This is a genomic window from Streptomyces sp. NPDC005483, from assembly GCF_040606035.1.
In the GTDB taxonomy this organism is placed as follows: domain Bacteria; phylum Actinomycetota; class Actinomycetes; order Streptomycetales; family Streptomycetaceae; genus Streptomyces.
On the sequence record NZ_JBEXEA010000043.1, the window covers coordinates 1 to 24,101 of the forward strand.

Here is a 24,101-nt window from a genome sequence, read left to right on the forward strand (position 1 = left end):
TTGAGGCCTGTTGTTAGGGGCGGGGCGGGCCGGGGGCCGGGCACCCTCGGCTGGCGGGGGGGGTGGGGAGCGCTCCGCAGCCACGGCGCCTGCCGTTCCCTATGGGGTTGTATGTGCCCGAGCCGTCTCCCCGAGTGGACGGCGCCGGGCGGCTCTGTGCGTTGTCGCCCCTAACTTTCCGCCAGGATGTGGGAGAGCTCCTGATCCAGATCGAAGTGACGGTGTTCCGTGCCCGGCGGCACGGCGGCGTCCGTCCGCTTCAGGAAGGACTCCAGGGCCCGCGCCGGGGCCTCGAGCAGTGCCTCGCCCTCAGGGGAGCTCAGGGCGATGCAGACGACGCCCTGACCGTGACTGCGCGACGGCCAGACTCGGACGTCGCCGGTTCCGGTGGGCCGGTGGAGGCCCTCCGCGAGGAGGTCGCGGGCGAACACCCACTCGACGGTTTCCTCGGCTCCGGTGTGGAAGGTGGCGTGCACGGCGTAGGGGTCGGCCGTGTCGTACCGCAGGCCTGCGGGGACAGGCAGGGAGGACTCGCTCGACACAACGAGGCGCAGGTGCAGCTCGCAGCTGACCGTGGTGTTCATAAGCGCCAGGGCCTTTCGCTCAGTGTGCGCTCGGGGATTCGCACGTCGGCGAAATCGACATGCCACCTACGGTGCCGTTGTAAACCCCTCTGAGTGTTTTGCGTGCCTTTACGTAACTCATCCGGCCGAGAACCCCTTGGGGAGGTACGACCATTCCGGTGACCGGTTTCTCTCCGGTAGGGTTGGGCTGTATGAATACGGGGAGTGACGAGCCGCGCGAGGTCGCCGTGGCACCTGACGAGCAGGCCGGCGAGAAGTCGGACGAGGCGCGGGACGAGCAGGGGCTCGGCTCCAGGGCGCCGGAATTCATCAGGTCGCGGCGGCTGCTGCACCTGAGCTGGCAGGTCCTGGTCTTCGTCATCGGCCTGGCGGTCGTGGTGGCCGGCATCATCATGCTGCCGCTGCCCGGGCCCGGCTGGGTCGTGATCTTCGGCGGCATGGCGATCTGGGCGACCGAGTTCGTCTGGGCCCAGCTCGTGCTGCGCTGGACCAAACGCAAGGTGACCGAGGCGGCCCACCGCGCCCTCGATCCCCGGGTGCGCCGACGCAACATCATCCTGACCTCGATCGGCCTGGTGGTCATCGGCGCGATCCTCGGGGTCTACCTGTGGAAGTTCGGCTTCGAGATGCCCTGGAACATCAAGGACCAGTGAGCCGCGCGGGGGGTGCCGAGGCTGTCACCGCTGGTCACGGGCACCCCCTGACATGGGGTAATGTTCTTCCTGCGTCCGGGCGATTAGCTCAGTGGGAGAGCGCTTCGTTCACACCGAAGAGGTCACTGGTTCGAACCCAGTATCGCCCACCCGGACCGACGGCCCGTCTGCGAGATCGCGGACGGGCCGTCGGCGTGTGTGCGGCCCGGAGTGTGGGCCGAGGGCTGCCGACTCCGCTCGGCGTGAGGGGCCGCGGTGACCCTTACCGCCGCCCGGCCTTTTTCGGCCGCCCGACGACCTCCGCGTCGCCCTGCGTGCTGTTCGACCGGTCGATCCCGCGTCTCTCACCTGGGGCATCGTCAGCTTGCCCGTGCTGTACGCCGGTTGAAGGCGCTCCGGTCTCTCACCACACTCGCAAGAAATTCCTGTCCTAATCATTGACGCACCTCCGGGGTCTCCGTAGCTTGTGCCAGCAAGCGCTTACTTGAAACGATTCATGCAGGCGGCGACGCTGCGGGGAGGGGCTCGACTGTGGGAACCAGCAGGAATGTTGAGAGGCGAACGATCCTGAAGGCGGCCGGGGCTACGGCGGCGACGCTGGGGCTGGCCGCGACGACGGGTTGCGGTGGTGACAGTGACAGTTCCGCCGACGGAACGGTGACACTGCGTTACGCGTGGTGGGGTGGCGAGCCGCGTGCCATCGCCATCAAGAAGACGATCGCGCTCTTCGAGAAGAAGTATCCGAAGATCAAGATCAAGCCTGAATTCACTGACTACCAGGCGTTCTGGGAGAAGTTCCAGACCCAGGCCTCGGGCGGGAATCCGCCGGACGTTTTTCAGAATGCGGTCGGTTTCCTGCGCAAGTACGACAAGCGCGGTGTTCTGCTGGATCTCAAGTCGCAGGCGGACGCCGGGAATCTGAGCCTGGACAACTTCCGCAATGGCGTTCTGGCGAACGGTCAGGTCGGCGGCAAGCAGCTCGGTATCCCCGTCGGCGCCAACACCATGGCGCTCGTCATCGACCTCAAGGCATTCAAGAAGGCGGGTGTCGAGGCGAAGTTCGGCTGGACCTGGGACGAGTACTTCGCCGCGCTCCAGACGATCCAGGACAAGCTGAAGATCGCCGGTGACACCGGCTACCACGGCATCATGTACCTGTACGACCTGTATCTGCGTCAGAACGGCAAGGCATTCTTCACCGACTCCGATCTCGGTTTCACCGAGGACGATCTGACGCAGTGGTGGACGGACGCATACAAGCGAGTGAAGTCCGGGCTCGTCGCCGACCCCAAGAAGATCGAGCAGGTCCAGCCCAAGTCCGGCCTTTCGGCGGGACTCGCAGCGTCCGAGTTCACCTGGGACAACTTCTCCATCCGCTACGAGGGCGAGGGCGAGTCGGACTACGGGCTCGCGCCGATCCCCACCACGGACGGCAAGAACACCGGCCAGTACCTCGGTTCGCTGATGCTCAGCGGCTTCTCCGGGACCAAGCACCCCAAGGAAGTCGCCCAGTTCATCAGCTTCATGGTCCATGACCCCGAGGTCGGCAAGATCATGGGCTACGACCGCGGCATCCTGGCCACGACCGAGCAGTACGACGCCTTCAAGCCGGCCGATGCCCAGAACAAGGGTGTCGCGGCCTACGAGGACGAGGTAGCCAAGGCCGGCGTGCTGGGCAAGATCACCCCGCACCCGTCCGGCGCCGATGTCGTCGAGGCGGCGTTCCTGCGTATCGGCGGTGAGGTCTCCCAGGGCAAGACCAAGCCGGCCGACGCCGCCAAGGCGCTGTTCAGCGAGGCCAAGGCCGCTTTCGCGGGCTGAGGGGACGTACCACCATGACGCTCGTCAAGGAAGCGCCCGTGCGTCCGGCGAAGAAGCGGTCCGCCGCTCCTGTCGCCGGGCGGCGCGGGCGGCGCCGCGAGAACCTCGCCGGCTATCTCTTCATGTCGCCGTGGATCGCCGGGTTCCTGGTGCTCACGGCGGGGCCGATGATCGCGTCGCTGTACTACGCGTTCACCCGGTACAACCTGTTCACGCCGCCCGAGTGGGTGGGCTTCGACAACTTCACGACGATGTTCCAGGACCCGCGCTGGCAGAAGTCGGTGGAGGTCACGCTCAAGTACGTCGTCGTGGCCACCCCGCTGAAGCTGCTGCTCGCACTCGGCGTCGCGCTGCTGCTGGCGCAGAAGCGGCGCGGGCAGGGCCTGTACCGGGCCGCGTTCTACATGCCCTCCCTCATCGGCGCCAGCGTCTCCGTCGGCTTCGTGTGGCGGGCGCTGTTCTCCGACGACGCCATCGTGGACCGTACCCAGAAGATCTTCGGCGTCGACGTGGGCGGCTGGATCGGCAACCCCGATTACGTCCTCTACTCCCTGGTGGCGCTGAGCATCTGGCAGTTCGGTGCGCCGATGGTCATCTTCCTGGCCGGACTCAAGCAGGTCCCGCAGGAGCTGTACGAGGCCGCGGAGATGGACGGGGCCGGTCCCCTCCGCAGGTTCTGGAACATCACGCTGCCGATGATCTCGCCGGTGCTGTTCTTCAACGTGCTGCTGGAGTCCATTCACGCGTTCCAGGTGTTCGGCTCCGCGTACGTGGTCTCCAACACCCAGTGCGGGCCCGCCGACGCCACCCTCGTCTACACCTGTTACCTCTACCAGAAGGGCTTCAAGGAGGCCCAGATGGGCTTCGCCTCCGCGATGGCCTGGTCGCTGGTGGTCGCGGTGGCGCTCGTCACGGCGGTCCTGTTCTGGTCGCAGAAGAAGTGGGTGCACTACGAGGAGGCCGCCAAGTGACCACTGTCAGCACCCCTGTGGTGCGCACCTCGAACGAGCGGCGGCGCACCGGATCGATCGCCTGGCACGTGGGCGCGCTCGCCGTCCTCGCGGTCGTCCTGTACCCCGTGATCTGGGTCCTCGGGGCCTCGTTCAAGCCGAGCAAGGACATCATCGCCAGCATCGACCTGCTGCCGTCCAAGCCGGTCTGGGCAAACTTCTCGGGACTCGCCGACGGCATCTCCGGCATCTCCATCAGCAGCTTCTTCGTGAACTCGCTGATGTACGCGGGCCTGGCCGTGGCCGGTGTCGTGATCTCCAGCTCGCTGACCGCGTACGCCTTCGCCAAGATCCGGTTCGCCGGGCGGAACCTGCTGTTCACCCTGATGATCGGCACGCTGCTGCTGCCGTATCACGTGCTGCTCATCCCGCAGTACGTGATGTTCCGCAAGCTGGAACTCGTCGACACGCTGGTGCCGCTCGTGGCCGGCAAGTTCCTGGCGACGGAGGCGTTCTTCGTCTTCCTGATGGTGCAGTTCATGCGCGGGCTGCCGCGCGAGCTGGACGAGGCCGCGAAGCTCGACGGCTGCGGGCACCTGAGGACCTACTGGTCGATCGTGCTGCCGCTGTGCCGGCCGGCCCTCATCACCAGCGCGATCTTCACCTTCATCAACGCGTGGAACGACTTCATGGGGCCGTTGATCTACCTCAACAGCCCTGACAAGTACACCGTCTCGCTCGGCCTGATGATGTTCCGCGACCAGGAGGGCATCTCCAACTACGGCAGCATGATCGCGATGTCGCTGGTGGCTCTGGTGCCGGTCATCGCCTTCTTCATGGCCTTCCAGCGCTACCTCATCGACGGCATGGCGACGTCCGGACTGAAGTGAGGCGGTCAGCATGGCGCAAGCGCGTGTGAAGGCCCGCAGGGCGTCCATGTTCGGCGGCGAGCGCTTCGCGCTCTTCGCCGAGGCGCTCCTGACCGGCGTGTGGATCGCGGTGGCCTGTCTCGGGCTCGTCACCTTCCCGGCGGCGTTCGCCGCCGGGGCACGGCATCTGCGCCGCCGTGCGGGCCATGAGGGCGGTGGCTGGCGGGAGTTCGTCGCGGACTTCCGTGCGGCCGTGCGCCGCGGGTGGCTCGTCGGGGTCGCCGGGTGGGTCGCGGTGGCCGCGGTCTGGGTGGACGTGCAGGCCGCGCGGGCCGGGATCCCCGGCGGTCCGCTGGTCGGGGCCGTCGGACTGTTCGCGCTGATCGCTCTCGCGGTGGCCGGGCTGCGCGCGGCGGCGGTCTGGGCTCCGGGCGCCTCCTGGCGCGCGCTGCTCGCGGACGCGGTACGCCGGACCCTGCGCGATCCCGCCGGGTCCTTCCTGATCGTCGCCGGCCTGGCCGTCGTGGCCCTGTCCGCGGGGTTCGTCGCGCCGCTGGCGGTCCCCGTCCTCGGGGCCGTCGCGGCGGCGGCCGTCGCCGTGGAGGAACGCCACCGGCGCCGCTGACGGGCGGTGCCCCCGTAACAAGGTCGGCGCCCTGGCGTCGCACCTTTCTCTGTCATGCCCCTGACCAACTTGTTCCATGGAAAGGAATGGCCATGTCCCCCATCCCCCGCAGGTCCATCCTCAAGGCGGCCGCCGTCGCCGGTGCCGCCGCGCAGTTCAGCTGGGCGCTGGGAGCAAAGGACGCGCAGGCCGCGCCCAGAGCCGCCGAGGCCGACGACTCTCCCGTGACCCTGGACTGGCTCGAGGACGGCGGCCTCGGTGCCGCACCCGGCTCCACCGTCGGTGTCCCCTGGCCGAAGGGCACCTATCAGGAGGGCCAGAAGTTCGCGGTCACGGACGCCGACGGCAAGGCCGTACCGGTCCAGTCCTGGCCGATCGCCTACTGGCCCGACGGCTCGCTCAAGTGGACTGCCCACGCGGTCAGTTCGGGCAACGGCAAGCTGTCGCTGAGCGCCGGTGACTCGGCCGTACCCGACAAGAAGGTCACCGTCGACAAGAGCGGTGGCACGATCACCGTCTCCACCGGTGTCATCACGGCGAAGATCGGCAAGTCGGGCGCCACCCTCATCAAGTCGGTCACCCGCGGGTCGACGGAGATCGCCAAGAACGGCCGGCTCGTGCTGATCCGCCAGCCCGAGATCGAGGACGAGAACCAGGGCACGGTCAAGACCGAGCGCTTCGAGGGGGCCATCTCGGCGGTGACCGTCGAGCAGGAGGGCCCGGTCCGCGCCGTCGTCAAGATCGACGGCAAGCACCGCAAGGGCAGCCGGAGTTGGCTGCCGTTCTCGATCCGCCTCTACTTCTACGCGGGCGCCGACTCCTTCCGCATGGTGCACACCATCACCTACGACGGCACCCAGGAGCCGGGCAAGGCGAGCGGCGACTTCATCCGCGGTCTCGGCGTCCGCTTCACCGTGCCGATGCGGGACCAGGCCTACGACCGTCACATCCGCATCGGTGGCGAGGGCACCGGTCTGCTGCGCGAGGCCGTCAAGGGCATCACCGGGCTGCGCCGCGACCCCGGCATCGCCGTGCAGGAGGCCCAGTACGCGGGCAAGAAGCTGCCCGACCCCGCCACCTGGGACCAGCGGGTCACCACCCGGCTCCAGTACATCCCCGAGTGGGGCGACTACACGCTCTCCCAGCTCTCCGCCGACGGCTTCACCCTGCGCAAGCGCACCAAGAAGGGGCACGGCTGGGTCGGTGCCGGCGGCGGCAAGCGGGCCTCCGGGTTCGGTTACGTCGGTGGCGCGAGCGGCGGATTCTCCTTCGGCCTGCGGGACTTCTGGGAACGGCACCCCTCCCAGCTCGACATCCGCGACGCCCAGACCGACGAGGCCGAGGTCACCCTCTGGCTCTGGTCACCCGAGGCCCAGCCCATGGACCTGCGCTTCTACCACGACGGCATGGGCCAGGACACCTTCGCCGAACAGCTCGAAGGCCTCAACATCACCTACGAGGACTACGAGCCGGAGTTCGGCACGCCCTACGGCATCGCCCGCACCTCGGAACTGCTGTTCTGGGCCAACGAGTCGACGCCGTCGCCCGAGGTTCTGGCCGAACAGGTCGAGGCCGTACGGGTGTTGCCCCAGCTCGCCGCCCCGCCCAAGCAGCTCATCAAGGCGAAGGTGTTCGGTCCTGGCCTCTACTCCGAGCCCGACCGCTCGACCCCGGCCAAGGCGAAGATCGAGGACCACCTCGACTTCCTCTTCACCTACTACAAGGACCAGGTGGAGCAACGCCGTTGGTACGGGTTCTGGGACCACGGCGACATCATGCACACCTATGACACCGTCCGGCACCAGTGGCGGTACGACATCGGCGGCTACGCCTGGGACAACTCCGAGCTCTCGCCGGACATCTGGCTGTGGTTCGCGTACATCCGCAGCGGCCGCGCGGACATCTTCCGGTTCGCCGAGGCGATGACCCGGCACACCGGCGAGGTCGACGTCTACCACCTGGGGAAGTGGGCGGGCCTCGGCACCCGGCACGGTGTGCAGCACTACGCCGACAGCGCCAAGCAGCAGCGCATCGCCAACACGACGTACCGCCGCTACTACTACTTCCTCACCGCGGACGAGCGCGTCGGCGACCTCATGCACGCCAACGTCGACTCCGACGAGACGTTCCTCGTGCTCGACCCGCTGCGCAAGGTCCGCACCGACACCTACACGCCCGACCGGCACGCCCTGTCGGTCGGCTTCGGCACGGACTGGAGCGGGCTCGTGTCGGCCTGGCTGACGGAGTGGGAGCGCAAGGGTCCGAAGTGGGAGAAGGCCAAGGCGCGCGTGCTGTCGACGATGGAGGGCATCGCCGCCCAGCCCAACGGGTTCGTGCAGGGCAGTGGCCTGTACGACCTCGACACCGGCAAGTTCGCGGTGGCCTCGGCGCCGGTCGTCGGGGTCTCGCACCTCTCCGCCGTCTTCGGGCTCAACGAACTGTGCGCCGAGCTCATCGACCTCGTCGACATGCCGAAGTTCAACGAGGCGTACTTCGACTACTGCCGCTACTTCAACGCGACCAAGGCCGAGCAGGCGGCGCGTTACGGGTCCAACTTCGGCTCGCTGCTGCTGTTCCAGGGGCACTCGCGGCTGGACGCGTACGCGGCCGTGAAGACCGGGGACGCGAAGCTCGCGGCCCGCGCGTGGGACAAGTTCTACAACTCCGACGGGTACAAGGAGTCGGCGCCCTGGAAGACGGAGAAGCTGAGCGGGCCGGTCTCGTTGGTCGCGGGTAGTGAGGCGGCGTGGGTGTCGTCGAACGACACCGCGCTGTACGGGCTGGCAGCTATTGAGAACCTTGCGCTGCTTGGGGACAAGATGCCTTCGTAGGGGGTGAGGCGGTGGGGAACCGCGGGACCGTCGTGGCTGGTCGCGCAGTTCCCCGCGCCCCTGAGGTGGGATTCAGTGCAGGTTTCCGAGAAAGTCCCGCACCTTCCGGGCGTCCCGCAAGCGCCGCTCGTAGGTCGCACCGAGTGCCAGCAGTAGCAGGCCCGCCAGAGCCGGCGGAACCCAGCGCGGGAGGGCGTCCGTCACCTGGACGAGGTACGGGGCCAGCTCGTGCAGGGCGTCCAGGAGGAGGACCGCGCCGCCCACCAGCAGCGGGGCCTGGAGGTGGTGGCGGGCGCCTGCCAGGGTGACCAGCAGGGCTGCCGCGCCGAGCAGCAGGGGGCGCGTCCAGTGCGGGTCGACCCAGGCCGCGAAGAGGCTCGGCACGAGGGTGGCCGCCAGGCCGGGGGCGTACGTCGTCCAGGACGAGGTGCGCGGATCGCGGCGGTGGCGCAGGGCACCGACCAGCAGTGCCGGGACGGTGACCGGGAGTGTGTACGCCTCCGGGGTGTCGATGTCCCAGGCCGCCAGGCGGACCCAGGTGGCCGCGAGGAACAGGGCGGCGGCCGCGTAGCCGACAGGGCGGCGGTCCGTACGGATCGCCGTGCCCGCCGCGATCACTCCGCACAGGGCCAGCACCGTGGCGAGCAGGGGCGGGTCCGTGGCCGCCAGCGCGACGGCGAGCAGTCCGGCCGCCGCTCCGGCCGCCTCGACCGGCACGGTGGCCTTCGAGTCGCCGAGTCGATGGGCCAGGAGCGCCGCGGCCGCGGGAACCACCAGGACCAGCAGGGCGGTGTGCGCGGGTGACCAGTGCGCGGCCGCGCCGGTCGCGCAGGCCAGCGCGGCGCCGTAGACCAGGGCCGTCGGGGCAGTGAAGGGGGCGCGGCGCCAGGAAGCGGCCGCGAACAGGGCGATCAGGCCGCAGAGCGCGACGAGGGTAGCCGTCTGGGAGGCGAGGGCCAGGAAGGCGAGGCTCGCGGAGGTGAGGAGGGCGAGGAGGAGCGCCGGAAGGTGCTGCCGTAGGAACATCGCTGCGGTAAGGGTCGCGGCGGTTGCCGCACCGTAGATCAACAGGCTTGCGGAGTAGGGGAGTTCCAGCACGGCCGGGAGGGTGAGGACGGTCGCCCAGCCCAGGCCCAGCGCCCCTGCCAGGGCCCGCGGGCGCCAGGCCGCGTCCCGTACCACCAGGGCGAGCACGCCCGCGACGGCGGCCAGGACCAGGGGAGCGGCCTCCGCGTGCGGTGGCCAGGTCACGTCGACGGTCACCGCGGTACGGGCGTCCGGCGGGGTGCCGGTCCACGCCCGCGATGCCCAGGCGAGCGGGCCCAGCACGACGACACCGACGAGCGGCAGGGCCCACAGCAGGGCGATGGCCTGTACGGCCCCGGAGGCGCAGACCAGGCCCCGTCGTACCGCCTGAGGCAGCCGGTCGAGCCTGAGTGCCGCCAACAGGGCGATGCCGAAGGCCAGATGGGCCGGCACGGTCCACAGCTCGGGGAGGGCGGACCGGGCCACTCCGCCGAGCGCGGCGATCGCGAGCAGTCCGGAGGTGACGGCGAGACCGACGGAGCGACCTTCCGCGGGAGTGGCACGACCGGAGCCGTGGGTCTGCCACGCGGCGGTCAGCGCGATCGCGCTCGCCAGGAGCAGGAGCGCCGCCGCACGGGCGGCGGCGCTCGGACCGGAGGCTGTCCAGGTCAGCCAGCCGGCCGCCAGCACGCCCGAGGCGCCCACGCCGTACGCGCCGATCGCGGCGACCACGCGCAGGGACCTTGACGTCACCCGGAGGGCCACGACCGTGTCGAACCCGGCCGTCACCAGGAGCGCGGCCGTGAGCCCGTACGAGCCCGCGTCGGCCGCGATCGCCCAGAAGAAGAGCGGGAGTTGGGCCGCGACCAGGGCGGCCGGGTGGGGCAGGCGCAGCTCGGAGAGGCGCGGCAGGAGACCGTACGCCGCCCAGAGCCCCGCCAGCAGGGCAGAGACGACCGCCGTGTACGGCGCGCCCAGGCTCTCCGGGAACACGGCCCCGTGCAGCGCGACCGCGTCCAGGACCGTCAGAGCCAGCCCCAGGCCCGCCACCGACTCGGCCGTCGAGCGCAGCCCGCGCTTCAGCAGCGGAAGCGGCGCGGCGAGCGTGGCCACCGTGACCGCGCCGAGCACCAGGGCCCGGCCGGCGATCCCCAGGTGGCCCCAGCTGACCAGCGTGAACACCATCGCCGCGACGGTGAGCAGGACACCGCCGAGCACCAGGAGCACGTTCTGCACGCTCGGTGCGCTCGCCTCGGGGCGAGGGGGCGAGGCGGGCGTCGGACCGGTCGGCTGCGGTGCCGGCCACTTCGGCTGGAGCGCGGCGACCAGCCAGGCCCGACGGGTCAGCAACTGCGCTCGGCGGGCGTCCAGTTGCCACAGCTCGGCGTCGAGGAGCCGCAACTCCTCGGCCGGTGGCGGAATGTGCGTCATGCCTCGAAGTGTGGGCTGGGTCACGCCGCGCGACATGAGTACAGGTACTCAAAACCTACTCGGATCCGATGCCAGACTCTCCCCATGGACTGGACCCGATACCGCTTCCGCAGCCTGTGGTCCCTGCCCGCGAAGCCCGCCGCCGTCTACGACGCGCTGGAACGCGCCGACGAGTATCCCCGCTGGTGGCCCCAGGTGCGCGAGGTGCGTCGGCTCGACGACACCAGTGCCGTCATCACGATCCGCGCCGTGCTGCCGTACGACCTGGTCTTCGCCGCGCGCGAGGTGCGGAGCGACCCTGCTGCCGGAGTGCTGGAGATCGCGATGGACGGCGATCTGGAGGGCTGGGCGCGCTGGACGATCACCGCGGAAGGCGACGGCAGCCTCGCCCGCTACGACCAGTTCACCGAGGTGAGGAAACCGCTGCTCCGGCGCTTCGCCGTGCCCGGACGGCCGGTCTTCCTGGCCAACCACCGGTGGATGATGCGCGCCGGACGGCGGGGGCTCGTCGCGCACTTGGAAGCGGTTTGAAGGAAACCCGCGGGGACCTGTATTGTTCAGTGCGTTCCCGGGCGATTAGCTCAGTGGGAGAGCGCTTCGTTCACACCGAAGAGGTCACTGGTTCGAACCCAGTATCGCCCACCCGGAAAAGACCGGTCTGCACCAGCAGGCCGGTTTTTTGCGTCCAGTTGTACGTCTTGGGGGGCGGCATGAGCGGTGGGGACGGCAGACGAAGAAGGCCGCGCAAGGCGGTTTCGGTACGACGGCGCAGGGTGCGGTCGCTGATCGTCATGCTCGTCGTCCTGGCCGTGTTCGGCGGGGTCGCCGCTCTGGCGCAGACCCTCGCGAACAAGGAGCGGGTGACCTCGATGTGGGTCGGCGCCGAGATACGCGCCGACGGCAGTGCCCGGATCACCGAGGTCATCGACTACGACTTCGGGCACGCGGGGGACTCGCACGGCATCTACCGCGATGTGCCCGGTGATCCTTTCGAGGGCGACGACGTACGGGTCGGCCTGGACGGCCACACGGTCCCCTGGGAGGACACGTACGGCGACTACTACCGGGACGTGACCGGCGAGCGGCAACTCGCCGACCGGCTCAAGATCGGTGATCCGGACCGGCTGGTCAGCGGAGTGCACCGCTACCGCATCCAGTACACGCTCCCCGAGGTCGTCAAGGGCGGCAGGCTCGCGTGGGACGCGGTGGGCACGGGCTGGAAGGTCGACCGCTCCGCCGTGGAGATCCATGTCGTGGACGCGCACGGGTTCACCGGTCTGCGGTGCCGACACGGGAGTTGGGACAAGGGGAAGCCCTGCACGGCACGGCAGAGCGAGCCGGGGCATCTCGTCGTCCGGCTCGACAAGCTCGCGGGCAGTGAGGGGCTCACCCTGTACGCCACCGCCGCGAAGACCAAGCTCACCGCTGCGGACGGCCTTCCCGCGGCGCCGTCCGGCAAGGCCCTCGGTGAGACCCTGCCGCACCCGATGCGCAACGGCGGGATCTTTCTCGCTGTGGCGCTCGCCTGCGCGGCGCTGACGGTCTGCGCGTTCCGGTTCCTCGGACGTGACCGGGTCCTGGAGGACGGCGGACGCGAGCGGCGCGTCGAGATCGAGCGACTCGCCCGCAAGATGCCCCCGTCAGCCACCCCTCCCGGCGAGCTGACACCGGCCCAGGGCGGCATCCTGCTCACCGACCACGTGGATGAACGGCACAAGGTGGCCTGGCTGCTCACCGCCGCCGCGGACGGCCATCTCACCATCCAGGGGGACGACCGGCACCCGGTGATGCGGCGGCGCAACACCGGGGAGCGCATGGACCCGGAGGCCCGGGGCGTCCTGCGTGCGATGTTCTCCGGCCGCGGCAGCCTCGCCCTCGGATCGAGCGACCTCTGGTTCCGGCAGGGGTGGAACGACCTCTCGGGGAAGCTGGAGCACTGGCGATCGACGAGCGGTCTGTGGGACGTGTCCGCCAAACAGCGTCTTTTCGCGTGGGGACCGCTGGATGTGGCCGCGCTGGCGCTGGGCTTCGTCCTCGCGATCACCGGCGGCATCCTGAACGGCCACAGGTTCGCGGCCGGAATGCCCGTGATGCTCGCGGGCGCCGTCGTCACCGGCCTCGGCATCGCCGTCGCGGCACGCTCCTGGGAACTGGACCGGCGCACCCCGCGCGGCACCGAACTCTGGCTCCAGGTAGATGCGTTCCGGCGTTACCTCGCCCACCCGAGCAGCTTGCCCGACGCACTGCCCGTCGGGGAGCAGGCGGAGCGTTATGCGGCCTGGGCGGTCTCCCTGGGAGTCGAGTCCGCCTGGGAGCAAGCGGTCAGGGCCTCGACGGCGAGACCTGCCGGGGGGCGGCGCTTCTCCCTCGACCTCACCGACGTCCTGCTCGCCGCGGTCGTGCTGTCCGCCGCAAGTCCGGCCTCCAGCTCGAGCGGATCCAGCAGCTCGAGTGGCGGCGGCTCCACCTCCGGGGACGTCGGCGGTGGCGCGGGCGGCGGGGGCGGCGGCTCCTGGTGAGCCACGGGGCGCCGGTCTCCGGTGCCCCGCCGCCTCGGGCGACCGTCCTTCCGTGCCGCCCTCTCACGCCGCAGCGGGCAGGTCCGGTCGTAGCGGCCACGCCGGGTCCACCGACTCCTCCGTGCCGCTGCGCGCGAACCAGGCCTGCAGTCCACGTGCCTGGGCCGCGTGCCACACCGCCTGGAGGTTGTGCAGCTCCGGCGGTTCCAGCCGCTCCAGCCGGGTGGCGAAACGGCGCCCGACCGCCCGTACGACGTCCAGCGCGGCCTGCGCGTCGGCCGCCGCGTCGTGCGCGCCGTCCAGGGTGACGCCGTAGTGCTCGCACAGGTCGGTGAGGGTGCGGCGGCCCTTGCGGTAGCGGTCCAGGTGCTTGTCGAGGACCCGCGGATCCAGCACCAGCAGCGGCGCGGAATCCAGCCAGCGGTCCAGCGACGAGGCGCGGTGGCGGCGCAACTCCCGGTCCAGGATCGTCAGATCGAACGGCGCGTTCATCACCACCAGCGGGCGGTTCGCCGCCGCCTGCTCCGCCAGCGCCTCGGCTATCTCGAACATCACCGGCGCCGGCCAGCGGCCGGTGCGCTGGAGATGCTCGTCCGTCAGCCCGTGCACCGCCGTCGCCCCGGCGGGCACCGGCACACCCGGATTGACCAGCCACCGGCTCACCCGTGGCCGGGTGCCCGCCGCGTCCTGCACGACGACGGCGGCCGACACGATCCGGTCGGTCTCGACGTCCACGCCGGTGGTCTCGGTGTCGAAAGCGGCCAGGGGCCCTTCGTACCAGCACGTCATAGCTACACAACCCCTCGTTCACCCACGGCAGCTGACGTACCGTCTTCTGCCTGTTTGGTGATACCCGGGCTGTTTGCGACGTACGCCGGAAGGACACAACAGGAGTGCGGGTCTTTGCAGTTCAGCGGCCCGGAGTGAAATTCCTGTGGCCCTTGTGAGGGCATGTCACTTGGCTTGGAAGGCTGTTGGTCATGGCGATAGCGCAGCCCGAGCGGGGCGGGCTGCTGCCCGAACGCACGGGCCCCCTTCGCGGCACGCTCGCCACCACCGCCTGCATGGAGACACTGCAGGTGGGCTATCTGCACGCCGTAGCGGCGGCGGCCGGCTGCTCGTTGTCGCAACCCTTTCCGGACAACGGCATCGACTGGCACGTCAGTCACGGCTCGCCCGGACACACCGTCGACGACGAGGTCACCATCAAGGTGCAGCTCAAATGCACCTACCAGGTGGCCCCGAACCCGCCCGGCCGCTCCTTCTCCTTCACGCTCGACAACGACCATCTGCGCAAACTCGCCCGCACACCGGTGTCCGTGCACAAGATCCTCGTGGTCATGCTCGTCCCGAGAACCCAGGACGACTGGCTGCGCGCCGGCCACGACCGCCTCGACCTCAGACATTGCTGCTACTGGGTCAACCTGGCCGGCCACCCCATCACCGGCCGGACCCGGACCACCGTGCGGATCCCCACCAACCGCATCTTCGACGACCGGGCGCTGTGCGAGATCATGACGCGGGTCGGGACGGGAGGCAGACCATGACGCACCGCCCGCTGGAGGAGCCACTGCGCGCGGTACGCCCTCACCCGGAGGCGCACTGGGACCGTCCCCCGACCCCCGACGAGATCGACCCCGCCGTCCTGAGCGCCCTGCTCCAACGGCACGGCTGGCAGCGGCGCGGTGGCGCCCCCGGCCGCTACGGCCGCTGGACGCCACCAGGACCGGGCGGCGGCGGAACCAGCCTGCTCGTGCCCGAGAGCCGCGCCTTCCCCGACAGCGAGGACCTCCTCGGTGAAGCCCTCGTCGCCCTCTCCCGCAGCGGCACACCCGCCGCGCGCGAGGTACTGCTCGGCCTCGCCGTGCCCAGCGACGAGATCCGCTGGTGGCGGGACGTACCGACCGGCCCCGCCGACGCCACGCCCTGGACCGTCGAGGAGCAACTGCGCGCCGCCGCCCGCCAGACCCTCCTCGCCGCTGCCCTGGCCACACGCGCGCGTGCCGGCTACTACGGCGCCCGTCACCGCCGTACGGCGGCCGCGTCCCTCGACACCGTCCTGGTCGGCTCGGCCGCCGGGGGCCGCCGGCTCACCGCCTTCGTGCCCGTCGGCACCGGCCGCCCGCTCACCGTCCGCCTCCACCAGGCGCTCTATGCCACCCGTGAGGCCATCGACTACCGGCGGGCCACCGGCGGCATGGACGCCTTCGACGGCGCCGTGGAGGCGGGCGTCAGCCGTGAGCTCACCGAGGCGCTGATCGCCCTCGTGCGCGGCACGGAGGGCGCGCGCATCGCCGTCGAGTGGGCGCCCGCGGCCGGGGTCCCCGAAGGGTGCGCGGCATCCTCCGAGACCGTCGAGTTCTCACCCGGCGACCTGCCCGTGCTGCGCGAGGCCGGCGCCCGCTTCCTGCGCGAGGAGCCCTCCGTCGCGGTGCGGATCACCGGCACCGTGGTGCGGATGCGCAGGTCGGGGCCGCGCGGGGACGGGTCGATACGGCTGCGGGTGATCGCCGGCGCCGAGATACCGCACGTCCGGCTGACCCTGGACGAGGAGGCGTACCGGATCGCCGGGCACGCCCACCTCGTCGGGCTTCCGGTCCGGGTGCACGGCAGGCTGGAGAGCCGCGGCGGCTTCCGCAGGCTCACCGGGGCCACGGGCGTGGTGCCCGTGCAGGTGGACGAGGCGGAGCGGGACCGGCTGATGAAGTCACTCCAGGAGAATCTCGACTTCTTCGAGGAGGCCTGCGAAGGGTCCTACGAGGAATCCCGCGAGGAGCCCTACGAGGAGTCCTACGAAGGGGACTGATTTCGCGGAGGGGGGTGCCGGGTCGGTACGATCCCCTATTGCGCGCGCTCCCGGTATGGCGCCGCACCCCCCTTCAGTCAGGAGAGACCGGTGTCAGACGTCCGTGTGATCATCCAACGCGATTCCGAGCGGGAAGAGCGCGTGGTGACGACGGGCACTACGGCCGCCGAGCTCTTCGCCGGCGAGCGCTCGATCGTCGCCGCGCGCGTGGGAGGCGAGCTCAGGGACCTCGCGTACGTCCTGTCCGAGGGCGACGCCGTCGAGGGCGTCGAGATCTCCTCCGAGGACGGCCTCAACATCCTGCGCCACTCCACCGCGCACGTGATGGCGCAGGCCGTCCAGGAGCTCTTTCCCGAGGCCAAGCTGGGCATCGGCCCGCCGGTCAAGGACGGCTTCTACTACGACTTCGACGTCGAGAAGCCGTTCACGCCCGAGGATCTCAAGGCCATCGAGAAGAAGATGCAGGAGATCCAGAAGCGGGGGCAGAGGTTCTCCCGCCGCGTGGTGACCGACGAGGCGGCTCGTGAGGAGCTCGCTTCCGAGCCGTACAAGCTCGAACTGATCGGTATCAAGGGCTCGGCCTCCTCGGACGACGGCGCGGACGTCGAGGTCGGCTCCGGTGAGCTGACGATCTACGACAACCTCGACGCCAAGACCGGCGACCTGTGCTGGAAGGACCTCTGCCGCGGTCCCCACCTGCCGTCGACCCGGGCGATCCCGGCCTTCAAGCTGATGCGCAACGCGGCCGCCTACTGGCGCGGCAGCGAGAAGAACCCGATGCTCCAGCGCATCTACGGCACCGCGTGGCCGACCAAGGACGAGCTGAAGGCGCACCTCGACTTCCTCGCCGAGGCCGAGAAGCGCGACCACCGCAAGCTGGGCTCCGAGCTCGACCTGTTCTCCATCCCGGAGCAGATCGGTTCCGGCCTCGCCGTCTTCCACCCCAAGGGCGGCATCATCCGCCGGGTGATGGAGGACTACTCGCGCCGCCGTCACGAGGAGGAGGGCTACGAGTTCGTCTACACCCCGCACGCGACGAAGGGAAAGCTCTTCGAGCAGTCCGGGCACCTGGACTGGTACGCCGACGGCATGTACCCGCCCATGCAGCTCGACGAGGGCGTGGACTACTACCTCAAGCCCATGAACTGCCCGATGCACAACCTGATCTTCGACGCGCGCGGCCGCTCCTACCGCGAACTGCCGCTGCGGCTCTTCGAGTTCGGGACCGTGTACCGGTACGAGAAGTCGGGCGTCGTGCACGGCCTCACGCGTGCGCGTGGCTTCACGCAGGACGACGCGCACATCTACTGCACCCGTGAGCAGATGTCCGAGGAGCTGGACAAGACGCTCACCTTCGTCCTCGGGCTGCTGCGCGACTACGGCCTGACCGACTTCTACCTGGAGCTGTCCACCAAGGACCCGGAGAAGTTCGTCGGCTCGGACGAGGTCTGGGAGGAGGCGACCGAGACGCTGCGCCAGGTCGCCGAGAAGCAGGGCCTTCCGCTGGTTCCCGACCCCGGTGGCGCCGCCTTCTACGGGCCGAAGATCTCCGTCCAGACCAAGGACGCGATCGGCCGTACCTGGCAGATGTCGACGATCCAGCTGGACTTCAACCTGCCGGAGCGCTTCGAGCTGGAGTACACCTCGCCCGACGGCACCAAGCAGCGCCCGGTCATGATCCACCGCGCGCTGTTCGGTTCGATCGAGCGGTTCTTCGCGGTGCTCCTGGAGCACTACGCGGGTGCCTTCCCGGCGTGGCTGGCCCCCGTCCAGGCGGTCGGCATCCCGATCGGCGACGCGCACGTCGAGTACCTGGAGAAGTTCGCCGCGGCCGCCAAGAAGCAGGGGCTGCGGGTGGAGGTGGACTCCTCCTCGGACCGGATGCAGAAGAAGATCCGCAACGCCCAGAAGCAGAAGGTGCCCTTCATGGTCATCGCGGGCGACGAGGACATGGCGGGCGGCTCGGTCTCCTTCCGCTACCGCGACGGCTCGCAGGAGAACGGCATCCCCTTCGACGAGGCCCTCGCGAAGATCGCGAAGGTCGTGGAGGAGCGGGCGCAGGTCTGACGCCCGTACGGCAGGCCCCCGGGGAGTTCAGATCCCCGGGGGCCTTTCGTCGTCCTCACGGGAGAACACCTGGAGCAGCCAGGAGGCGAAGCTGCCGGTCACGGCTGCGAGCAGCGCCATGCCGATCATCATCACGCCGACCGCGATCAGGCGTCCGAGCGGAGTGACCGGGACGACGTCGCCGTAGCCGACGGTGGTGAGGGTCGTACAGGTCCACCAGACGGCGTCGCCGAAGTCGGGCATGGTCGTACCAGGGGCGTCACGTTCCTGCTGGAACACGGCGAGGGCACCGGTGAAGCCCAGCAGCAGGCTCGACAGACCGGAGTACGCGATCACACGCGCGTGCAGGGCGAGGCGGGGACGTCCGTGTCGGCGCTGCACGGCCTCGTACACCTTGACCACCCGGAGGGGCCGTAGCAGCGGCAGGACGAGCACCACGGTGTCCAGCAAGTGCTTCCGTACGAAGCCCAGCCGCTGCCCGCTGAGGCGCCAGCGCACCGCGTAGTCCACGGCGAACAGCGCCCAGGCGGCCAGCGTCACCGCCAGGCAGAGGTCGAGCGCGGCTTCCGGTAGACCGGTGGCCAGGACCCGGAGCGCGTAGGCGGCGAGAAAGGCCAGGGAGGCGAAGGCGAGGGGGATCTCGGTGCGCTGCTCCCAGCGGGTCCGGCGGTGGACGGCGTCGGCGGGCTGGGGGTCGCCGGCTCGGGGGTGGGTGGCCCGGTAGCGCCTTGGGTCGTGGGTGCCGTGGGTCCGGCGGTGGGCGGTGTGGTGGGGCGGGCGGGCCGGTGTGCCGGGGATCTGGTGACCTGCGGTGCTGTGGTCTTCCTGCTCGCCAGTGACATGGGCCTCGTGACCTGCCGTGCCGGGGACCTCGTGAGCCTCGTTGCCGTGGGCATCGCGGGCGTCGGTGCCATCCGTCCCGGGCCCGTCGCTGCCACGGGGGATGCCGCTGTCGTCGTCCACCCGCCCAGCTTGGCGCGGGCCGCTTTTCCCACAACCCCACCGACACGGCGCGAACGGGCGAAGTCATATGCTGCACTGCATGACGAGTGAGCCGGAGCAGCAGTTGGGAGTGGGGACGCAGGACGCGTTCCAGCGTCTGTGGACACCCCACCGGATGGCCTACATCCAGGGTGAGAACAAGCCGACCGGCCCGGGTGCCGACGACGGCTGTCCCTTCTGCTCGATTCCGGCCAAGTCCGACGAGGACGGCCTGGTCGTCCGGCGCGGCCGGCTGGTGTACGCGGTGCTCAACCTCTACCCCTACACGGGCGGCCACCTGATGGTCGTGCCCTACCGGCACGTGGCCGACTACACCGACCTCACCGAGCCGGAGACCGCCGAGCTCGCCGCGCTGACCAAGCAGGCGATGACGGCCCTGCGGACGGCCTCCGGGGCGCACGGCTTCAACATCGGCATGAACCAGGGGACGGTCGCCGGCGCCGGCATCGCCGCCCACCTCCACCAGCACATCGTCCCGCGCTGGGGCGGCGACACCAACTTCATGCCGGTCGTCGGCCACACGAAGGTGCTGCCGCAGCTGCTGGGCGACACCCGCAAGATGCTGGCGGAGGCCTGGCCGGCATCAACCAGCCCGTCCGGCGTTTGAGGACGAGGCCGTTCAGGCCGAAGGGGGGTCTGGGGGCGCAGCCCCCGGGGCCGGCACCCAGACCCACCGCAGCATGCCTCGGCCGAACCGCCGGAGGCCTACGCGTCGTAGACGTCCGCCTTGCGCGGCGAGACATCCTGCACCTGCGTGCTCAGGAAGCCCGCCCGGGTGCCGAACTTCTCGGTGTCCACGCCGTTCTCCGACAGGACCCGGATCGCCGCGGAGTGCACGACCCGCAGCACCGGAGTCGCGGCGCGCAGCGCGTCGTCGGCCATGAAGCGGTGCCGCCACGGCCTGTCCGCCCAGGCATGCCGCAGACCGAACGGCTCGGGCAGGGCGAGCGAGCCGCCGAGCCAGTTGAGCAGCGGGGGATACCGGGTCAGGGGCGCGCGGGCGGTGAGGCGGACCACCTCGTCGGCGTCGACCAGCGGCAGCTTTATCTTCTTGGTCTCCCAGAAGCGCAGCTGCTTGGCGACCTCCTTCTCCTTGGCCGCCGGCTTCGACGTGAACAGCCCGTGCACCGGCCCCAGCGCATGGCCGGTGACCTCGATGCGCAGTGTCTCGTGCAGCACCGTCACCGTGATCAGCATGGTCAGGACCAGCTGTCCCTCCCACAGCGTCCACTGGACGCCCAGGTAGTGCCGGTCACCGCCGCCGAACTGCTGCTTGTTGCAGATGTCCTGTATCGCGTGCGTCTTGACCTGGTACGCGTCCACGTCCGTGCCGCCTGGCCGGGACACCTCCTTCGCGCCCTCCGCGATCGGGGTGACGACCCAGTGCCGTACGGACGGCTTCGGGAAGCCGCCGGTGTTGATCGTGTTGCGTTCCAGCATGCGCAGCTGGTCGTGGATGGAGCGGATGACGTCCCAGCTGCGGAAGGGGTGGATCTCCCGGGTGGGGTCGGCGGACACCAGGTCCTCGGCCAGCTGCCAGCTGCCCCACCGGGTGCCCATGCCGAGTATTCCCTTGGGACCGGCGTAGAAGACCGAGTTGGACTGCTGCTCGGCGCTGAGCGTGGCCAGGGACTGGCGCAACTGCTCGGCCGCCGTCTCGCCGGGGTTGCTCGGCACCGCCTCGGGCACCTTGGCGCCGACGCTGCTGCCCGCCAGCAGACTGGCCCAGCGCTCCCGCAGATCCCTCGCGGTGCGCTCGCAGATCTGCTTGGCCCAGAACCAGCCGACCACGGGGAGGACGACGCACGCGCGTGCGTACAGGCCCCAGAACCCGCTGAACGGCATCTTGAGGAGGAAGAGCACGGCGAGCCCCGCCATCGCGACGAGGAGCACCGTGGAGATCGCCCCGGCCTGCTTGTCCTCGCGCCTGGCGACGGTGGTGCGCAGCGTGAACACCAGCAGCCAGACCAGGAGTCCGGGCAGGAACAGCACGCCGCACAGCACCATCACGGCGGTCAGCCAGTTGTCCCGGTCCCGGCGGATGTTGTTCGCCGCGAGGCAGTGCTCGACCACGACCTGCGGCTCGGCGCCGAAGGACTGGATGAGCGGCTTGCGGCCCACGCCGAGCATGCGGGTGATCACGGCCGTGGAGAACGCCTCACCCAGGTTGGGGCGGAAGATCTTCGCCCACCTGCGGCCGCCCTTGACCGCCGACTCGTGCCACTCGTTGTTGGCCTTGAGGATCTCCTCCACCGGATTGTCCCGATAGGCCGCCGAGGCCAGGGCGAACGTCGCCGTCTGCGCCTCGTCGCCCGTGCGCGGCACCTGCGGACCGAAGATGTCCGCGTAACCGCCGTCAACGGTCATTCCCGCCCCCGATCGCCGCCGGACTCACCCACTGCGGCTTTCCCGACTTCCGTGCTTCGCACACCTGTTGATCAGGTCATCAGCGTATCCGTACGCGCTGACATTAATCGGCGGACGGCCGAAGCCGCCCGCCGATTCGGAGGAGAGCGTTCCATAAACGTCACGCGCGGGACGGCGAACGCCACTTGTGCGGCGTCCGTTTCCAACTATGAGGCGGCACGCGCCTCTTCACGGATCCTCTCGGCGATCTGCGGCGGCATGGGTTCGTGCCGCGCGTAGGAGCGGTTGAAGCGCGCGGTGCCGTGCGACAGGGACCTGAGATCCACGGCGTACCGCCCGATCTCGATCTCGGGCACCTCGGCCTTGATCAGGGTGCGTGAGCCGTTGGTCTGCTCGGTGCCGAGCACCCGGCCGCGCCGCCCGGACAGGTCGCTCATCACGGCGCCCACGTAGTCGTCGCCGACCAGCACGGACACCTCGGCGACCGGCTCCAGCAGATGGATTCTCGCGTCCGCGGCCGCCTCCCTGAGGGCCAGCGCCCCGGCCGTCTGGAACGCGGCGTCCGAGGAGTCCACGGAGTGCGCCTTGCCGTCCAGCAGCGTGATCCGGACGTCGATGAGCTGATGGCCGGTGGCGACCCCCTTGGCAGCCTGCGCCCGTACGCCCTTCTCGACGGACGGGATGAACTGCCGCGGCACCGCGCCGCCGACGACCTTGTCCACGAACTCGATGCCCGAACCGCCGGGCAGCGGCTCCACCTCGATCTCGCAGATGGCGAACTGCCCGTGCCCACCGGACTGCTTCACATGCCGCCCGCGCCCCGCCGACCTGTCGGCGAACGTCTCCCGCAGCGACACCCGGTACGGTACGAGGTCCACCTGGACGCCGTAGCGGCTGCGCAGCCGCTCCAGGGCCACGTCGGCGTGCGCCTCGCCCAGGCACCACAGGACGACCTGATGGGTGTCCTGGTTCTGTTCGAGCCGCATGGTCGGGTCCTCGGCCACCAGCCGGGCCAGGCCCTGCGAGAGCTTGTCCTCGTCCGCCTTGCTGTGCGCCTCGATGGCCAGCGGCAGCAGCGGGTCGGGCATCTCCCACGGCTCCATGAGCAGCGGGTCGTCCTTGGCCGAGAGGGTGTCGCCGGTCTCCGCGCGGCTGAGCTTGGCCACGCACGCGAGGTCGCCCGCGATGCAGTGCGACAGCGAGCGCTGCTGCTTGCCGAAGGGGGCGGACAGCGCGCCGATACGCTCGTCGACGTCATGGTCCTCGTGCCCCCGGTCGGCGAGTCCGTGCCCGGAGACATGGACCGTCTCGTCGGGGCGCAGGGTGCCGGAGAAGACCCGCACCAGCGAGATCCGGCCGACATACGGGTCGGACGCGGTCTTCACGACCTCGGCGACCAGCGGCCCCTCGGTGTCGCACGCCTTGATCTCGCGCGGCTTGCCGTCGATGGTCGTGACGCCCGGCGTGGGGTGCTCGAACGGGGTCGGGAATCCGCCCGTGACCAGCTCCAGCAATTCGACCGTGCCGAGCCCCTGCCTCGCGCCCTCGGCCGCGGGGGCGGCGGCCAGGACCGGATGGAACACCCCGCGCGCCACGGCACGCTCCAGATCCTGCACGAGCGTCTTGAAGTCGATCTCCTCGCCGCCCAGATAGCGGTCCATGAGGGTCTCGTCCTCGCTCTCCGAGATGATCCCCTCGATCAGCCGGTTGCGGGCCTCCTCGATCCCCGGCAGCAGGTCCTCGCCCGGCTCCGACTCCTTGCGCTCCCCGGAGGAGTAGTCGAACAGCTTCTGCGACAGCAGTCCGGTCAGGCCGGTCACGGGCGCGTGCCCGTCGGGCCCCTGCGGGCCGCGCAGCGGGAGGTACAGCGGGAGTACGGCGTCGGGGTCGTCGCCGCCGAAGGCCTCCCCGCAGATCCGCGTCATCTCCTCGAAGTCCGCCCGCGCGGCCTCCAGATGCGTGATCACGATCGCGCGGGGCATGCCGACCGCCGCGCACTCCTCCCACACCATGCGCGTGGAGCCGTCCACCCCGTCCGAGGCCGAGACGACGAAAAGGGCCGCGTCCGCGGCTCGCAGACCGGCCCTGAGTTCCCCGACGAAGTCGGCGTATCCGGGGGTGTCCAGCAGGTTGATCTTGTACCCGTCCCATTCGACGGGCACCAGGGAGAGCTGTACCGAGCGTTGCTGCCGGTGCTCGATCTCGTCGTAGTCCGAGACGGTGCCGCCGTCCTCCACGCGGCCCGCCCGGTTCACTGCTCCCGCGGTGAGTGCGAGAGCTTCCACCAATGTCGTCTTGCCCGATCCGGAGTGGCCGACCAGCACCACATTCCGTACGGACGCGGGGTGGTCGGCCGCTGTTGCCCTGCCGGCGGCTCCGGGGTGTGCATTCGCCTTGTCGCCCATGGCCTTGCCTCCCGTGCACGGTGAGGTCTCTGTGGGCGCGGACGTGGAGGACCCGCGTGCGGTGCGGCTCCGGTGACGCCCGCGGTCCTTCGAGCTTTCCACTCCCGTCACGGCGCGTCCATACGACGGACGTGATCGCCCCGTG

The 24,101-nt window shown here is 70.0% G+C and carries 18 protein-coding genes and 2 tRNA genes; 14 read left to right on the forward strand and 6 right to left on the reverse strand.

Going from position 1 to position 24,101, the window contains the following annotated elements:
- Positions 1-170: 170 nt before the first annotated feature.
- A complete protein-coding gene (locus ABZT06_RS43475; protein ID WP_004002642.1) occupies positions 171-584 on the reverse strand; it encodes an SsgA family sporulation/cell division regulator in 414 nt (137 codons plus the stop codon).
- Positions 585-775: 191 nt separating this feature from the next.
- Here ABZT06_RS43475 and ABZT06_RS43480 point away from each other — a divergent pair, with 191 nt between their 5' ends.
- The 7 genes from ABZT06_RS43480 to ABZT06_RS43510 all read left to right on the forward strand — a co-directional run bounded on the left by ABZT06_RS43480 (position 776) and on the right by ABZT06_RS43510 (position 8,333).
- Positions 776-1,237: a TIGR02611 family protein gene (locus tag ABZT06_RS43480; protein ID WP_355753815.1), complete on the forward strand. Its 462-nt coding sequence runs from the start codon at positions 776-778 to the stop codon at positions 1,235-1,237.
- A 77-nt stretch (positions 1,238-1,314) separates the two neighbouring features.
- Positions 1,315-1,386: transfer RNA gene (locus ABZT06_RS43485), tRNA-Val, on the forward strand.
- 382 nt (positions 1,387-1,768) lie between these two features.
- Positions 1,769-3,058: an extracellular solute-binding protein gene (locus tag ABZT06_RS43490; protein ID WP_355753817.1), complete on the forward strand. Its 1,290-nt coding sequence runs from the start codon at positions 1,769-1,771 to the stop codon at positions 3,056-3,058.
- Positions 3,059-3,072: 14 nt separating this feature from the next.
- Positions 3,073-4,029 carry a sugar ABC transporter permease gene (locus tag ABZT06_RS43495; protein ID WP_355753820.1) on the forward strand — a complete coding sequence of 319 codons (957 nt, stop codon included), beginning with the start codon at positions 3,073-3,075 and terminating at the stop codon, positions 4,027-4,029.
- Positions 4,026-4,898 carry a carbohydrate ABC transporter permease gene (locus ABZT06_RS43500; protein WP_355753823.1) on the forward strand — a complete coding sequence of 291 codons (873 nt, stop codon included), beginning with the start codon at positions 4,026-4,028 and terminating at the stop codon, positions 4,896-4,898. Before ABZT06_RS43495 ends, ABZT06_RS43500 begins: the two co-directional genes overlap by 4 nt.
- A gap of 10 nt (positions 4,899-4,908) precedes the next feature.
- Entirely contained in the window at positions 4,909-5,502 is a 594-nt protein-coding gene (locus ABZT06_RS43505) for a hypothetical protein (protein ID WP_355753825.1), read from the forward strand.
- Positions 5,503-5,594: 92 nt separating this feature from the next.
- Entirely contained in the window at positions 5,595-8,333 is a 2,739-nt protein-coding gene (locus tag ABZT06_RS43510) for a Tat pathway signal sequence domain protein (RefSeq protein ID WP_355753827.1), read from the forward strand.
- A gap of 72 nt (positions 8,334-8,405) precedes the next feature.
- Here ABZT06_RS43510 and ABZT06_RS43515 read toward each other — a convergent pair whose 3' ends face one another.
- Positions 8,406-10,790: a hypothetical protein gene (locus tag ABZT06_RS43515; protein ID WP_355753829.1), complete on the reverse strand. Its 2,385-nt coding sequence runs from the start codon at positions 10,788-10,790 to the stop codon at positions 8,406-8,408.
- An 84-nt stretch (positions 10,791-10,874) separates the two neighbouring features.
- Between ABZT06_RS43515 and ABZT06_RS43520 the strand changes: the two genes are divergently transcribed.
- From ABZT06_RS43520 to ABZT06_RS43530, 3 genes are all read left to right on the forward strand, one after another.
- Positions 10,875-11,321 carry an SRPBCC family protein gene (locus ABZT06_RS43520; RefSeq protein WP_355753831.1) on the forward strand — a complete coding sequence of 149 codons (447 nt, stop codon included), beginning with the start codon at positions 10,875-10,877 and terminating at the stop codon, positions 11,319-11,321.
- Positions 11,322-11,360: 39 nt separating this feature from the next.
- A tRNA-Val gene (locus ABZT06_RS43525) sits at positions 11,361-11,432 on the forward strand.
- 131 nt (positions 11,433-11,563) lie between these two features.
- The gene (locus ABZT06_RS43530; protein WP_355753833.1) at positions 11,564-13,309 is read left to right on the forward strand and encodes a DUF2207 domain-containing protein; all 1,746 of its coding nucleotides are present in this window, start codon (positions 11,564-11,566) and stop codon (positions 13,307-13,309) included.
- A 63-nt stretch (positions 13,310-13,372) separates the two neighbouring features.
- Here ABZT06_RS43530 and ABZT06_RS43535 read toward each other — a convergent pair whose 3' ends face one another.
- Positions 13,373-14,098 (reverse strand): exonuclease domain-containing protein, encoded by a 726-nt coding sequence (locus ABZT06_RS43535; protein ID WP_355753835.1) that lies wholly within the window; start codon positions 14,096-14,098, stop codon positions 13,373-13,375.
- Between the two features lie 191 nt (positions 14,099-14,289).
- On the opposite strand from ABZT06_RS43535, the gene ABZT06_RS43540 reads away from it, so the two are divergent.
- From ABZT06_RS43540 to thrS, 3 genes are all read left to right on the forward strand, one after another.
- Positions 14,290-14,856, forward strand: a complete 567-nt coding sequence (locus ABZT06_RS43540; protein ID WP_328637254.1) for a DUF4365 domain-containing protein — start codon at positions 14,290-14,292, stop codon at positions 14,854-14,856.
- Positions 14,853-16,115 carry a hypothetical protein gene (locus ABZT06_RS43545; protein WP_355753839.1) on the forward strand — a complete coding sequence of 421 codons (1,263 nt, stop codon included), beginning with the start codon at positions 14,853-14,855 and terminating at the stop codon, positions 16,113-16,115. The genes ABZT06_RS43540 and ABZT06_RS43545 overlap by 4 nt, the downstream gene beginning before the upstream one ends.
- Positions 16,116-16,205: 90 nt before the next feature.
- The gene (thrS, locus tag ABZT06_RS43550; RefSeq protein ID WP_355753841.1) at positions 16,206-18,182 is read left to right on the forward strand and encodes a threonine--tRNA ligase; all 1,977 of its coding nucleotides are present in this window, start codon (positions 16,206-16,208) and stop codon (positions 18,180-18,182) included.
- A 27-nt stretch (positions 18,183-18,209) separates the two neighbouring features.
- On the opposite strand, the gene ABZT06_RS43555 is transcribed toward thrS, so the two are convergent.
- Complete coding sequence (locus ABZT06_RS43555) at positions 18,210-18,821, reverse strand: potassium channel family protein (protein WP_355753922.1); 612 nt, start codon at positions 18,819-18,821, stop codon at positions 18,210-18,212.
- 391 nt (positions 18,822-19,212) lie between these two features.
- Here ABZT06_RS43555 and ABZT06_RS43560 point away from each other — a divergent pair, with 391 nt between their 5' ends.
- Positions 19,213-19,791 (forward strand): HIT domain-containing protein, encoded by a 579-nt coding sequence (locus tag ABZT06_RS43560; protein WP_355753843.1) that lies wholly within the window; start codon positions 19,213-19,215, stop codon positions 19,789-19,791.
- A 98-nt stretch (positions 19,792-19,889) separates the two neighbouring features.
- Here ABZT06_RS43560 and ABZT06_RS43565 read toward each other — a convergent pair whose 3' ends face one another.
- Both ABZT06_RS43565 and ABZT06_RS43570 read right to left on the reverse strand, forming a co-directional pair.
- On the reverse strand, positions 19,890-21,551 hold the full coding sequence (locus ABZT06_RS43565; RefSeq protein WP_355753845.1) for a hypothetical protein: 1,662 nt from the start codon (positions 21,549-21,551) through the stop codon (positions 19,890-19,892).
- 206 nt (positions 21,552-21,757) lie between these two features.
- Positions 21,758-23,956 (reverse strand): elongation factor G-like protein EF-G2, encoded by a 2,199-nt coding sequence (locus ABZT06_RS43570; protein WP_355753847.1) that lies wholly within the window; start codon positions 23,954-23,956, stop codon positions 21,758-21,760.
- Positions 23,957-24,101 lie beyond the last annotated feature (145 nt).